Source organism: Paraniabella hibiscisoli (assembly GCF_022512515.1).
GTDB classification, from domain to species: domain Bacteria; phylum Bacteroidota; class Bacteroidia; order Chitinophagales; family Chitinophagaceae; genus Niabella; species Niabella hibiscisoli.
Map to the genome: position 1 here is coordinate 2,388,715 of NZ_JAKWBK010000001.1, position 12,615 is coordinate 2,401,329.

The window sequence follows — 12,615 nt, forward strand, 5'->3', positions numbered from 1 at the left end:
ATTTTTTATATAATTATTATCCGGTTTTCAGGAACGATATTTGAAAAGATTAAACAAAACAATCGTGTGAGTCTGCTCAGTTTTACCAACAAAGGAATTTATTGCGCCAAGGGTGACTTTTATATTGACCCATGGCTGCCGGTTGATAATGCCATTATCACCCATGCGCATGGCGACCATGCAAAGTGGGGTTGCAAACATTACCTCGCGCATGAAGTATCTAAGCCTGTTATGCAGGCCAGGCTGGGCGCTGATATCAGTATTGAAACCCTTCCTTATGGTGAAAGTAAAATAATCAATGGGGTTAAACTTAGCTTGCATCCTGCCGGTCATATCGTAGGCTCAGCTCAGGTGAGACTGGAGCACAGCGGTTTTGTGAGTGTGGCATCAGGCGATTATAAAGTGGAGCATGATGGTATTTCAACACCATTGGAAATTGTAAAATGCAATGAGTTCGTAACTGAAAGTACTTTTGGGTTACCTATCTACAATTGGTTAAGCCAGCGGCAAATATTCAGTAATATCAGGAACTGGATATCCGGCAACCAGCACAACCAACGTACCAGCATCTTTATTGCGTATAGTTTGGGTAAGGCGCAGCGGTTGATGAAGGGATTGGAAGGTGTTGCTCCAATATTCGTACACAGTTCTATCGACAGGTTGAATAAAGCTATTGAAAGTGCAGGCATCCGACTGCCAGAAACTAAGTTGTGGTTGGCAGATATGCCAAAAGCGGATGTGCAGGGAAACATCGTCATCCTGCCTCCTTCGTTGTTGGGTACCAATGTTATCAAACGCATCCCTAACGGCGCCATTGCTATTTGTTCCGGTTGGATGCAGGTGAGGGGTAGCCGGCGTTGGCAGAGCGCAGATGCCGGTTTTGCGGTAAGCGATCATGCCGACTGGCAGGGCCTGCTGAATACGGTAAAAGCCACAGGAGCGGAACAGGTATTTGTTACACATGGCTACACTGCTACTTTTTCAAAATATCTAAATGAAATAGGTATCAGCGCCCGTGAAGTAGCTACCCAATACGGGAATGATGAAGAGGCCGGTGCAAAAGAGGAGGAGGCTACATGAAGTATTTTGCAAAATTGATACAGTCCCTGGAGATCAGCAATAAGACCAACGATAAGATTGATGCTATTGTTGACTATTTGAAAATTGCTCCTGATAATGATAAGCTTTGGTTGATCGCCTTATTTACAGGAAGACGACCCAAACGGCCGGTGAAGTCTACGTTGATCCGTGAATGGGCTTTGGAGTTGTCGGGATTACCCGAATGGTTGTTCCTGGAGTGTTATAGTAATGTGGGCGACCTGGGGAGACGATTAGCCTGATCTTACCTCAACCTCAGCATCATATGGAGAAAACCATTTCGCAGTGGATGCGTGAGCTGCTGGAGCTGGGGAGTAAAACGGATGAAGAAAAGAAGACTTATGTATTGGAAGCCTGGAACGGGCTGGATTATAGCCAGCGGTTTATATTTAATAAGCTGATCGGCGGAGGATTCAGGATCGGGGTTTCTTATAAATTATTGGTTAACGCATTGTCGAAATTTAGCGGTACCGATGAAAGTACCATGATGCATAGTATTATGGGAAAATGGGATCCGCTGGAAACAGAGTTTGCAGACCTGATTGGCGGGGCTCATGTAAACGCCGATAGCTCCAAGCCCTATCCCTTTTGCCTGGCCTATCCGATCGATAAACCTGTGGAGGAACTCGGCAATGCTGAAGAATGGCAGGCCGAGTGGAAATGGGATGGCATCCGCGGACAGATCATTAAACGGAATGATGAACTTTTTGTATGGAGTCGGGGAGAAGAGCTGGTAACGGACCAGTTTCCTGAATTGCAGCTGCTGGCTCCTCATTTACCTGATGGTACGGTTATCGATGGCGAGATATTAGCGGTAAAAGAAGGACAGGTGCTGAATTTTAACCAGCTGCAAAAAGATTGAACCGTAAAACTATATCGAAGAAATTATTGGAAGAAATACCGGCTGGTTTTTATGCCTATGATCTTTTGGAACATGTTGGTAACGATATACGGGAGCAAACATTTGCTGAACGCAGGCAACTATTAGAAGCGATCGTTGAAAAAGTTCCTTTCGGATATGTGTTATTATCTCCCGTAGTGAGCTTTAACGACTGGGCGCAATTGGGGGCGATACGCGAAGAGGCCAGGGATGTAAATAGTGAAGGGATTATGCTGAAAGCTAAAAATTCGAAATATCATGCAGGACGAAAGAAAGGTGATTGGTGGAAATGGAAGATCAACCCCTTGTCGATAGACGCAGTATTGATCTATGGTCAAAAAGGCAGCGGGCGCCGCAGCGCTTTTTATACGGACTATACTTTTGCTATAAGATCGGGCGATCAGCTGGTAACTATTGCTAAAGCCTATTCGGGGTTAACGGATAAAGAGATTAAAGAAGTAGATAAATTTATTAAGGCAAATTCATTGGAGAAATTCGGACCTGTACGAACAGTGAAGCCCGAGCTCGTTTTCGAAATAGGCTTTGAAGGCATAGCTGAAAGCAACCGGCACAAATCGGGCGTAGCCTTACGTTTTCCGCGCATCCTGCGTTGGAGACAGGATAAAAAAGCCGATGAGATCAATACGATTGATGATCTGAAAGAAATGTTGGCGAAATACGGGTAGGTAAGCCACCTGGTTGTAAATTCGGAAGTTAAAAAGTTTGTCAATTCAAGATATAGTGAAGCGTATTCAATCCACACCCGGCTACCAGATTGTTGAAGACTGGTTTTCTTCTTTGGGGAACCTGCCTTTTACTTTTCAGCAGGAGAGCTGGCAACGCTTTCACGAGGGTAAGTCGGGCCTGGTAATAGCGCCCACCGGTTTTGGTAAAACCTTTTCTGTTTTCTTTTCGGTGGTGATTCATTATCTCAATCATCCCAAAGAGTATGGTGATGGATTAAAGCTAATATGGATCACCCCTTTACGGTCGCTCGCAAAAGATCTTGGAAGAGCTATGTCTGAAGCACTGGCGCAGATTGGCCTGGATTGGGAAGTGGGTGTAAGAAATGGAGATACGTCTGTTTCGGAAAGGCAGAAGCAGGTAAAGCGGATGCCCGATGTATTGATCATTACGCCGGAAAGCCTGCATTTATTGTTTGCTCAAAAAGATAACACACGCTATTTTAAGTACCTCAAATGTATTGCTGTAGACGAATGGCATGAGTTGTTGGGTAGCAAACGCGGTGTGTTGACGGAGTTAGCCATATCAAGACTGAAATACATTGTCCCGGAGCTTCGTATCTGGGGTATCAGTGCTACTATCGGAAATATCGATGAAGCCTTGAAAGTGCTGATTCCCTACAAAGACATTGAACCTACTATCGTAAGATCTAAGGAGAAAAAGACAACAGAGATCATTTCAATTATCCCCGATGAGATCGAGGTATTGCCCTGGGCAGGGCACCTGGGTACCAAGATGGCCGCACAACTCGTTCCTATTATAAATGAAAGCCGTACCACGCTGATCTTTACCAATACCCGCGGACAAAGTGAACTATGGTACCAGGTGATGCTTTCTGTGGCGCCTGACCTGGCAGGACAGTTAGCTATTCACCACGGATCGATCGATATGGAGTTGCGCAACTGGATTGAAGAGATGTTACACACGGCACAGTTAAAAGCAGTAATCTGTACCTCCTCCCTGGATCTGGGGGTTGATTTTAAACCCGTGGACACCGTAATCCAGATTGGCTCGCCCAAGGGGTAGCGCGTTTCCTGCAACGTGCGGGTCGTAGCGGGCATTCGCCTTTTGAAACTTCGAAGATCTATTTCCTGCCCACACACTCGCTGGAGCTGGTAGAAGCTGCTGCTCTAAAGGAAGCTGCGCTAAAAGGTGTTATTGAAAGCCGGCAGCCCTTGGTGCAAACCTTCGATGTATTGGTACAGTACCTCGTTACTCTGGCAGTGGGTGAGGGCTTCCTGGAGGAGCATGTATATCAGCAGGTAAAGCAAACTTATGCCTTTAGCTATATAGAAAGAGATGAGTGGCTTTGGGCCCTGCGCTTTATTACCCAGGGAGGAGATGTACTAACGGCCTATGAAGATTTTCAAAAAGTAATTATTGAAGATGGCGTTTATAAAGTAAAGAACCGGCGCATTGCCATGATGCATCGCATGAACCTGGGGGTTATTGTAAGCGATCCGATGCTGAAAGTGAAGTTTCTGAGCGGGGGCTATATAGGGATGGTGGAGGAGTATTTTGTGTCGAAGCTCAACCCGGGTGATAAGTTCGGACTAGCGGGTAAAATACTGGAGTTTGTGATGATCAAAGATATGACGGTACTGGTGAAAAAGAGCACCGCTAAACGGGCGATTACACCTAGTTGGCTGGGTGGCCGGCTGCCCCTGAGTTCAAACCTGAGTGCTTTTCTGCGTAAAAAGTTCAGTGAGGCTTTGCGCCCGGGAGCAAAAGAGTTAGAGCTGAAAAAACTACATCCATTGTTTGTGCAGCAACAAGCTCATTCGCATATTCCCAAGGAAGGTGAATTTTTGATTGAGCTGATACAAACCCGTGATGGGCATCACCTCTTTATGTATCCTTTTGAAGGAAGGTTAGTACATGAAGTAATGAGCGCTTTGGTGGCTTACCGTATCAGCCGGGTGCAACCCATTAGTTTCTCTATGGCCATGAATGATTATGGCTTTGAGCTGTTAAGCGATCAGCCGATACCCATGGATAAGATCGATATGAACCAGGTGCTTTCTGCGGATAACCTTACAGAAGATATTGCCCGTAGTATTAATGCCGCTGAAATGGCCGGTCGTAAATTCAGGGATATATCTGTTATCGCCGGTTTGGTGATGAAGAACTACGCAGGAAAATATAAAACCGATAAAAATCTTCAGTCCTCTTCGGGTCTCATATTCAGGATCTTCGAACAGTATGATGCAAACAATCTTTTGATGCGGCAGGCTTACGAAGAGGTGTTTTACCAGCAATTGGAAGAGCCCCGACTTGCAGCAGCCCTGCAACGTATTCAACAAAGTAAGATCATTATTGTTAATGCTAAGGCTTTTACACCACTAAGCTTCCCTATAAAAGTAGATAGTTTGCGACAGGATCTGAGTAGTGAGGAGTTGGATGCTAAAGTGAAAAAAATGCAGGAGGAAGTGTTAAGGAAAGTGAACGGGAAGAGTCGATAATTAATAGTGAATAGTGAATAGTGAATAGTGAATAGTGAATAGTGAGTAGGAAGAAATGAATGATGAGTAGTAAATAGTGAGTGGAAGGAAGATAGTGTGGCTGTAAATAATTATAAAATAGCACCGATTATTGTTGAAATAGTTGAGGATTGTTGTTCTGGAAATGTCGATTCGCATCCGCATGAATCGGAATAATGGAAAACTGTAAATAGTACCGGTTAGTGTTGAAACAGATGGAAATAATTGTTCAAAATGAAATGCTGATGTTGTCTGCTTTACGCGCCATTTACTGGCCGCGTAAAAAACATTAATGTTGGCAGATATGCACCTGGGGAAAACCGGTTATTTCCGTTCTAAAGGCATTCCGATCCCTGCCACTGTAATGGATGCCGACCTGCAGCGCTTGTCTTTGCTTATCGATACCTATCAGCCGGAGACGATAGTTGTTGCAGGCGATATGTTTCATCATGACTATAATGCCGATATCGATTATTTTGCTGCCTGGCGACAACGGTATAATACTACCGGATTTGTTTTAGTGCCGGGTAATCATGATAAACTATTAAATATAGATTATCAGGCACTCAATATAAAGCTCACCGAAAAAAACATTTGTTGGAGCCATTCACCATTATACACCAACCTGGAAAAAGCCCCGATTCTTTTATGATCAGCGGCCATATCCATCCAGGCTATGCTATGGCCGGTCGTGCCAGGCAAGCCCTGCGGCTTCCCTGTTTTATTGTTGGGCCGCAACAGATCGTACTCCCTGCTTTCAGCTTTTTTACAGGCTTATACACGGGTCACCAGGCTGTAGACACCAATAGTTACTATCTAATTGGTAATGACAGTATTTTTAAGATTTAACTTCTTTTCGGCATGGTTTTTTGCACCATTGAATAAAAAATCACCGTATGGCAAAATTATCAAAAAAATCTACCGACCCTATTGATTCCCCAGCTGAAGTAAAAGAGAGTAAGGATCCTAAAATTGACCAGGATGTTCCTGGCTACCCCAGTCATCCATCAAGCAAGGAAGACATTAAAGAGAAAGATCCGGCTGGTAAGGCACATAAAAAATAACACAAACGCAATTGCGATCGCAATACACAAATCTTTAATTTCGTGGTTAATATATAAATCTTTAATCCTAAAAAGCATTTTACTTATGAAAAGAATGGCGCTTTCTTTAATGGCTATTTCTATGTTGGTGGGTGTGGCTAACGCTCAGTTAAAAGTGAACACCAAAGCTATCGGGGCGGTTGGCAAAGGTGTGAAAGCCGCAACTTACAGCGATGCAGATGCTGCCCGTGATGCTGCAGCAGGCGTTAAATGGATGGACGAGCACAATCCTGTAGCGGATGCGAATGATCCTTATGCTGTTCGTTTAAACAAAATCTTTGGCAAGCATAAGTCTGAAGACGGGCTTAACTTGAACTACAAAGTGTACAAAGTGGTTGATATTAATGCTTTTGCTTGTGCTGATGGCAGTGTTCGTGTATTTTCTTCTTTGATGGATATTATGAGCGATGATGAGCTGTTGGCAGTAATTGGCCACGAAATCGGGCATGTTAGAAATCACGACTCAAAAGATGCGATGAAAGCTGCTTTAACAAGGTCAGCGGTTGCGGATGCGGCAGGTTCTCAATCGGGCGTAGCTTCCGCATTAACTGAGAGTCAGCTGGGCGCTTTGGCCGAAGCCATGATGGACAGCAAGCACAGCCGTAAGCAGGAAACGGATGCCGATATGTACAGCTATGACTTTATGAAAAAGCATGGATATAATGTAATGGGAGCTTATAATGCATTTATGACATTGGCCAGTTTAAGTGAGGGCAGTGGTGCGCAGGCTTCTAAATTCCAGAAAATGATGAACTCTCACCCTGATAGCAAGCAGCGTGCAGAAGAGGTAAAGAAAAAAGCCCAGAAAGACGGTCTTTGGAAAGAGGCTGATATTAAGAAAATTAAATAATTAATGGTTCTTATGATTTTTAAAAAGCCAGCAATTTAAATTGCTGGCTTTTTAATGTTGTTTAGGTAAATAGCTCCTGGCTTTCCCTGTCGTCAGTAGGGATTTTTTTATAAAGTCGTCAAATTCAGGTCCTTCGTGATCGCTGTAAGCACCATAGGCATCCAGTATATAACTGATCTTGCCTTGTGTGTCCTCTACTAAATAAAGTACCGAATTGTCCGCGGGGTCCGAATCTCCCTCAAATCGGAATGTCTGGAATAGAAGCAGGTCATCCGGTTGATATACTTTGCCTAATTTCTCCGAAGCCATTTGCTTTTCATGATTCAGTTTGATCTCACTTTCTACTCCTTTTGTCTTAATTTCTCCAGTACCTGGCTCAATGTGGTCATTTCTGTGTGTTGTTGCATACCGGTCGATTTTAATGAGTTATAGCGTTCTCAGCTATAAACGGTACATAAATTAAGCCAAATTGTCTCTCCTGGGGCAGTACCAAAATCCTTGAATACGAGTTCTTATTTCTGCTTACTTTTGCGCTTCTTTCGAAGGAGCCTTCGGATACATTAATTTCTTATAAACTGAACTCAGCGCTTTTTATGAAGCAAAAGAATTATTACATCATAGATTTTGACAGCACTTTCACACAGGTAGAAGCATTAGATGAACTGGTAAGGATATCACTGAAAGACAATCCGGAGAAGGAGAAGATCTTTAAAAAGATTGAAGAGTATACCAACCTGGCTATGGAAGGAAAACTTTCTTTTTCGGAAAGTTTGGCAGAACGGGTGAAATTGCTGGGCGCTAATAAAGAGCATCTTAAGAAACTGGTAACGCATTTAAAAAAAAGTATCTAAATCCTTTTCAAGAAACGCCCCTTTCTTTAAAAAACATGCTGATGATGTTTTGATAGTATCTGGCGGGTTCAAGGAGTTCATTACGCCGGTGGTTAAAAAATTTCATATCAAAAAGGAGAATATATACGCGAATACTTTTTATTTGATAGCGAAGGCACCATAATCGGGTACGATAACACTAATCCTTTAAGCCAGGAAGGTGGAAAGGTAAAGCTGATGAAAGAATTAAAGCTGGAAGGAAACCTGTATGGTATTGGCGATGGCTATTCTGATTTTCAGTTGAAAGAAAGCGGTCATATTAAAAAGTTCTATGCTTACACTGAAAATATCTCCCGCAATAGTGTTACTGCCAAGGCAGACCATATTACACCCAGCTTTGACGAATTTCTATACCTCAATAAATTACCCGGATCTATCTCTTATCCTAAAAACAGGATCATTGCTATAGTAGCTGGTGATGTTCCCGAAGAAAGCATCGAATTGTTCAGGCAGGAAGGGCTGACGATAGTGCCGGAGCAGGAAGCAGATGATAAGACCATTCAAAAAGCAGGTATTCTGCTGGTAGCTGAAGGTGTAAATATAGATAGCAAAAGAATTAAAAAAGCGGCACGTTTAAAAGTGATCGGCTTTTGGGGCGCCGCACAAAACAGCCTGCCCGTTGAATTGTGCACTGAAAAAGGGATTGTTGTTTTTGATGCATCTAAAGTATCGTCCAAAGGATCGGTTGTTATTGCACAGCGAATTATCGATTTCATCAACAGGGGTTCTGTTCAGTATAGCATTAATTTCCCTGCTCTTCAATTAGCTGCCGTTACCAAAGCTCACCGCATCATTCATATTCACCGGAATGTTCCGGGTGTTATGGCGCATATCAATACGGTACTGGCAAAACATGCTATTAATATCGATGCCCAGTATTTAATGACCAATGCAACCATCGGGTATGTAATTATTGATATCAATAAAGAATATGATAAGCAACTGCTCAAAGAGCTGAAAAGTATTGAACATACCATCCAGTTCAGGGTACTGTATTAACAGCAGCGCTATACTCTTAGAGAGGCTATCAGATCACAATAATATTGTCGGAAAATTTCTGGCTTACAGACTTATTTTCGCCATTAATTTCAATGGTCATCATGCCATCGAACTCCTCCCTGGCAATAACCTTTATTTTGTTATTGATACCTAACCCCAGGCTTACTACATATTGTAAGAAAGAAGTGGAATTGTCTTTTACGGCAACCATTTTGCAGGAAGTGCCTGGTTCCGCTTTCGACAACGTTTTCTTAGATTGTTTCTGGAAAACACCTTTTTCGTTAGGTATAGGATCTCCATGCGGATCATATTCGGGGTACCTTAAAAACTGGTCCAGCTTGTTGATCAGTTTTTTGGAACGGATGTGTTCCAGCTCTTCCGCCACCTCGTGCACCTCGTCCCAGCTAAACTCCAGTTTTTCGTATAAAAAGGTTTCCCATAACCGGTGTTTCCTGATCACATCAATAGCCAGTTCCCTTCCTGGTTTGGTCAATTTTATTTTACCATACTTCTCGTAATGAACCAGCTTTTTGCTTTTTAACTTTTTGAGCATTTCAGTTACGGAGGCCGGCTTTACCGACAAAGAGGCCGCGAGCTCGTTGGTGCCGGCTTCTTCAGTGCCATTATCCAACCCGATTTTGAAAATCGTTTTCAAGTAATTCTCTTCCGTATATGAAAAATCCATCTTGCTGTTTTTTGTTGTTCTACAGCAAAGATAAAAAAATGACTTAAATATATTTGTTAGGTTAGCCTAACTATTATAGTTTTGTGTGGTAAACTTATAAATTCAAATGAAGAAGGCGTTGTTTTTTATCATGCTGCTTTACTGCTCGTTTATACAGTCGGCGGCTCAGTTATCATCAATAAAAGGAAAGGTTATAAGCAATGATGTAGGCGAATCCTGGGTAAATCTAAACCTGGAAAATACCAATTGGGCAACCGCTACAGATAGTGCCGGTAATTTTAGTTTAGATAGTATTGTGCCCGGGCAGTATAAACTGTCTGCAAGTCATTTGAATTATGAGCCCTATGCAAAAGAGATCACCCTGCGTTCGGGAGAAAGCCTGACAGTTAATATAGATCTCAGTGCCTTCGCAAAATCTGGTACGCTAAAGGATGTCGTTATTTCGGGTACAATGAAAGCCGTAAACCGGCTCGAAAGTCCGGTGCCGGTAGAAGTATATACTCCCGCTTATTTCAAAAAATCCAACGCCCAGCATATTCGATGCGTTACAGAACATCAATGGGGTAAGGCCACAGCTCAATTGCAATATTTGCAATACGGGTGACATTCATATCAATGGCCTGGAAGGGCCTTATACTATGGTGTTGATTGATGGCATGCCGATTGTTAGTTCCCTGGGATCTGTCTACGGTCTTTCGGGTATTCCTAATTCGCTGGTAGAAAGAATCGAGATTGTGAAGGGGCCGGCATCTTCTTTATATGGTAGTGAAGCGGTAGGTGGGCTGATCAACATTATTACACAGAAACCGCAAAACGCGTCGCGCATAAGTGCAGATTTGATGTCCACTACCTGGGGCGAGTACAATGCAGACCTGGGGTTTTCTTTAAATGCCGGCAGCAAGGCCAGCGTACTTACGGGTATCAATTATTTTAATTTTCAAAACAGGATAGATCGGAATAAGGATGATTTCACTGATGTTACTTTGCAGCACCGTATTTCTGTTTTTCAAAAATGGAATTTTGAAAGAAAAGAGAGCCGGCTTTTTAGTCTGGCAGGAAGATATATGTATGAAGATCGCTGGGGCGGAGATATGCGCTGGGACAAGCGTTATCGGGGAGGGGATGAAATTTACGGGGAAAGTATTTACACCAACCGTGCGGAAATACTGGGAAATTACCAGCTTCCTTTTAATGAAAAAATATTTCTTTCTTTCTCATTGATCAATCATGACCAGGATAGCCGCTATGGTACCACTTCTTATATAGCCAATCAAAAAATTGCTTTCGGCCAGCTGGTGTGGGACAAAAAATGGGGCCGGCACGATTGGTTGGCCGGCACTGCGCTCAGGTATACTTACTACGATGATAATACGCCTGGTACTGCCAATGCAGGTGGTTTGAACCAACCAGAGAAGACCTGGTTGCCGGGAGTTTTTTTACAGGACGAAATAACGCTTGCCGCAAAGCATAAGCTGCTGCTGGGTTTTCGCTATGATCATAATAATATACACGGCAGTATCTATACCCCCAGGATGGCTTATAAATGGTCGTTGAACGATAATAACATTATAAGGCTGAATGCAGGCACCGGCTTTAGGGTAGTGAACCTTTTTACTGAAGATCATGCGGCATTAACCGGCGCAAGAGATGTAATAGTGGAAGGGGATCTGAAGCCTGAAAGATCCTATAATGCGAATCTGAATTTTGTAAGAAAAATGCATTTTAGTTCGGGCGCATTTATCGGTTTGGATGTAACAGCCTTTTATACCTGGTTTACCAATCGCATAGTACCAGATTACGAAACCAATGTTAACCAGATCATCTATGGCAATCTTAATGGTCATGCCATTAGTAAAGGGATTAGCCTGAATACGGATATCAATTTTATTAATGGACTAAAATTTATTATAGGGGGCACCATAATGGAAAATACGCTCACCGAGAACGGACAAACGCAGCAGCAGATGCTTACAGAAAAATTCACAGGTACATGGGCCGTTTCCTATAAAATAAGACCACTGAAACTTTCTTTAGATTATACCGGTAATGTGTACAGTCCTATGCGGTTGCCGCTACTGGGCGATTTAGATCCAAGAAGCCCTGAATCGCCGTGGTGGAGTATTCAGAATATTCAATTCACTTACGATGGGTTTAAAAAGGTAGAACTGTATGCCGGTGTAAAAACCTGCTAAACTGGACTCCAGCGAAAAATGCACCTTTTCTTATAGCAAGATCGGGCGACCCTTTCGATAAAAATGTAGTGTTGATAATGACGGGCAGGTAGTACCTACTCCTGATAATCCCTATGCCCTTACGTTTGATCCTGCTTATGTGTATGCGCCTAACCAGGGGATAAGAGGATTTTTAGGAGTGAGGTTTAAATTGAATTAAAATGGTAGGGCTAAATAACATCGTTCGATGGGCAATTGTTTTGGGAAGCATTCTGCTTCCCGGCTTTTGCCTTGCTCAATTGAAAGCACATTCATTTGAAGAAATTGAAGGCTTGCAAAAAACGGCGCGGCGGCATTTAGTAGTTTTTGTTTATACTAACTGGTGCCGTTATTGTGATGCGATGAAGACAACCGTTTTTAAAAACGAAGCCGTAGCCCGAACTTTAAACGAGGACTATTACTTTGTTCAGCTGAATGCGGAAGAAAAGAAAGATATTTTATTGAATAACCACCGGTTTAAATATAAGCCCAATGGCAGGAATACCGGAGTTCATGAATTGGCGACTGCACTGGCAACCATTGATGGTAAACTTACTTATCCGGCTTTGGTAATTCTGAACGCTAAACTTGAAATAGTTTTCCAATATAGCGGATGGCTCAACCATAAAGAGCTGGGTACCGTGTTAAGAACTGTTTCGGAATAAAGGAATCATAT

General features: G+C 42.9%; 16 protein-coding genes and 1 pseudogene. 15 read left to right on the plus strand and 2 right to left on the minus strand.

Annotation, left to right across the window (positions count from 1 at the left end; genetic code table 11):
* Positions 1–66: 66 nt before the first annotated feature.
* From MKP07_RS15130 to MKP07_RS15175, 10 genes and pseudogenes are all read left to right on the plus strand, one after another.
* Positions 67–1,080 carry a ligase-associated DNA damage response exonuclease gene (locus tag MKP07_RS15130; RefSeq protein ID WP_240847938.1) on the plus strand — a complete coding sequence of 338 codons (1,014 nt, stop codon included), beginning with the start codon at positions 67–69 and terminating at the stop codon, positions 1,078–1,080.
* Positions 1,077–1,340 (plus strand): hypothetical protein, encoded by a 264-nt coding sequence (locus MKP07_RS15135; RefSeq protein ID WP_240847939.1) that lies wholly within the window; start codon positions 1,077–1,079, stop codon positions 1,338–1,340. The genes MKP07_RS15130 and MKP07_RS15135 overlap by 4 nt, the downstream gene beginning before the upstream one ends.
* A gap of 257 nt (positions 1,341–1,597) precedes the next feature.
* A pseudogene (locus MKP07_RS42575) lies at positions 1,598–2,214 on the plus strand (ATP-dependent DNA ligase); the annotation flags it as partial.
* On the plus strand, positions 2,209–2,664 hold the full coding sequence (locus MKP07_RS42580) for an ATP dependent DNA ligase (RefSeq protein ID WP_240850853.1): 456 nt from the start codon (positions 2,209–2,211) through the stop codon (positions 2,662–2,664). The pseudogene MKP07_RS42575 and the gene MKP07_RS42580, both read left to right, overlap by 6 nt.
* A gap of 37 nt (positions 2,665–2,701) precedes the next feature.
* Complete coding sequence (locus MKP07_RS15150) at positions 2,702–3,748, plus strand: DEAD/DEAH box helicase (protein ID WP_240847940.1); 1,047 nt, start codon at positions 2,702–2,704, stop codon at positions 3,746–3,748.
* Between the two features lie 152 nt (positions 3,749–3,900).
* On the plus strand, positions 3,901–5,184 hold the full coding sequence (locus tag MKP07_RS15155) for a DEAD/DEAH box helicase family protein (RefSeq protein WP_240847941.1): 1,284 nt from the start codon (positions 3,901–3,903) through the stop codon (positions 5,182–5,184).
* A 310-nt stretch (positions 5,185–5,494) separates the two neighbouring features.
* Positions 5,495–5,854, plus strand: coding sequence for a metallophosphoesterase (locus MKP07_RS15160; RefSeq protein ID WP_240847942.1), 360 nt, complete (start codon positions 5,495–5,497; stop codon positions 5,852–5,854).
* Positions 5,851–6,051 (plus strand): metallophosphoesterase family protein, encoded by a 201-nt coding sequence (locus MKP07_RS15165; RefSeq protein WP_240847943.1) that lies wholly within the window; start codon positions 5,851–5,853, stop codon positions 6,049–6,051. The genes MKP07_RS15160 and MKP07_RS15165 overlap by 4 nt, the downstream gene beginning before the upstream one ends.
* 47 nt (positions 6,052–6,098) lie before the next feature.
* Complete coding sequence (locus MKP07_RS15170) at positions 6,099–6,266, plus strand: hypothetical protein (RefSeq protein ID WP_240847944.1); 168 nt, start codon at positions 6,099–6,101, stop codon at positions 6,264–6,266.
* A gap of 85 nt (positions 6,267–6,351) precedes the next feature.
* On the plus strand, positions 6,352–7,155 hold the full coding sequence (locus MKP07_RS15175) for a M48 family metalloprotease (RefSeq protein ID WP_240847945.1): 804 nt from the start codon (positions 6,352–6,354) through the stop codon (positions 7,153–7,155).
* A gap of 51 nt (positions 7,156–7,206) precedes the next feature.
* On the opposite strand, the gene MKP07_RS15180 is transcribed toward MKP07_RS15175, so the two are convergent.
* Entirely contained in the window at positions 7,207–7,464 is a 258-nt protein-coding gene (locus MKP07_RS15180) for a hypothetical protein (protein ID WP_240847946.1), read from the minus strand.
* 284 nt (positions 7,465–7,748) lie between these two features.
* Here MKP07_RS15180 and MKP07_RS15185 point away from each other — a divergent pair, with 284 nt between their 5' ends.
* Complete coding sequence (locus MKP07_RS15185) at positions 7,749–8,006, plus strand: HAD family hydrolase (RefSeq protein ID WP_240847947.1); 258 nt, start codon at positions 7,749–7,751, stop codon at positions 8,004–8,006.
* Positions 8,007–8,222: 216 nt separating this feature from the next.
* Positions 8,223–9,044: a Rossmann-fold NAD(P)-binding domain-containing protein gene (locus MKP07_RS15190; protein WP_240847948.1), complete on the plus strand. Its 822-nt coding sequence runs from the start codon at positions 8,223–8,225 to the stop codon at positions 9,042–9,044.
* A 28-nt stretch (positions 9,045–9,072) separates the two neighbouring features.
* On the opposite strand, the gene MKP07_RS15195 is transcribed toward MKP07_RS15190, so the two are convergent.
* Positions 9,073–9,729, minus strand: coding sequence for a metal-dependent transcriptional regulator (locus tag MKP07_RS15195; RefSeq protein ID WP_240847949.1), 657 nt, complete (start codon positions 9,727–9,729; stop codon positions 9,073–9,075).
* Positions 9,730–9,835: 106 nt separating this feature from the next.
* Here MKP07_RS15195 and MKP07_RS15200 point away from each other — a divergent pair, with 106 nt between their 5' ends.
* The 3 genes from MKP07_RS15200 (at position 9,836) to MKP07_RS15215 (ending at position 12,604) form a co-directional block, all read left to right on the plus strand.
* Entirely contained in the window at positions 9,836–10,333 is a 498-nt protein-coding gene (locus MKP07_RS15200) for a carboxypeptidase-like regulatory domain-containing protein (protein ID WP_240847950.1), read from the plus strand.
* On the plus strand, positions 10,284–11,921 hold the full coding sequence (locus MKP07_RS15210) for a TonB-dependent receptor plug domain-containing protein (protein ID WP_317236019.1): 1,638 nt from the start codon (positions 10,284–10,286) through the stop codon (positions 11,919–11,921). Before MKP07_RS15200 ends, MKP07_RS15210 begins: the two co-directional genes overlap by 50 nt.
* A 200-nt stretch (positions 11,922–12,121) precedes the next feature.
* A complete protein-coding gene (locus MKP07_RS15215) occupies positions 12,122–12,604 on the plus strand; it encodes a thioredoxin family protein (RefSeq protein ID WP_240847951.1) in 483 nt (160 codons plus the stop codon).
* The last annotated feature ends 11 nt before the right edge of the window (positions 12,605–12,615 follow it).

Coding starts and splice junctions, on each gene's coding strand:
- MKP07_RS15135 (WP_240847939.1), top strand. CDS start 1,077: ATGAAGTATTTTGCAAAATTGATACAGTCCCTGGAGATCAGCAATAAG.
- MKP07_RS15175 (WP_240847945.1), top strand. CDS start 6,352: ATGAAAAGAATGGCGCTTTCTTTAATGGCTATTTCTATGTTGGTGGGT.
- MKP07_RS15160 (WP_240847942.1), top strand. CDS start 5,495: ATGTTGGCAGATATGCACCTGGGGAAAACCGGTTATTTCCGTTCTAAA.
- MKP07_RS15215 (WP_240847951.1), top strand. CDS start 12,122: ATGGTAGGGCTAAATAACATCGTTCGATGGGCAATTGTTTTGGGAAGC.
- MKP07_RS15170 (WP_240847944.1), top strand. CDS start 6,099: ATGGCAAAATTATCAAAAAAATCTACCGACCCTATTGATTCCCCAGCT.
- MKP07_RS15195 (WP_240847949.1), bottom strand. CDS start 9,729: ATGGATTTTTCATATACGGAAGAGAATTACTTGAAAACGATTTTCAAA.
- MKP07_RS42580 (WP_240850853.1), top strand. CDS start 2,209: ATGCTGAAAGCTAAAAATTCGAAATATCATGCAGGACGAAAGAAAGGT.
- MKP07_RS15185 (WP_240847947.1), top strand. CDS start 7,749: ATGAAGCAAAAGAATTATTACATCATAGATTTTGACAGCACTTTCACA.
- MKP07_RS15190 (WP_240847948.1), top strand. CDS start 8,223: ATGAAAGAATTAAAGCTGGAAGGAAACCTGTATGGTATTGGCGATGGC.
- MKP07_RS15165 (WP_240847943.1), top strand. CDS start 5,851: ATGATCAGCGGCCATATCCATCCAGGCTATGCTATGGCCGGTCGTGCC.
- MKP07_RS15200 (WP_240847950.1), top strand. CDS start 9,836: ATGAAGAAGGCGTTGTTTTTTATCATGCTGCTTTACTGCTCGTTTATA.
- MKP07_RS15180 (WP_240847946.1), bottom strand. CDS start 7,464: ATGGCTTCGGAGAAATTAGGCAAAGTATATCAACCGGATGACCTGCTT.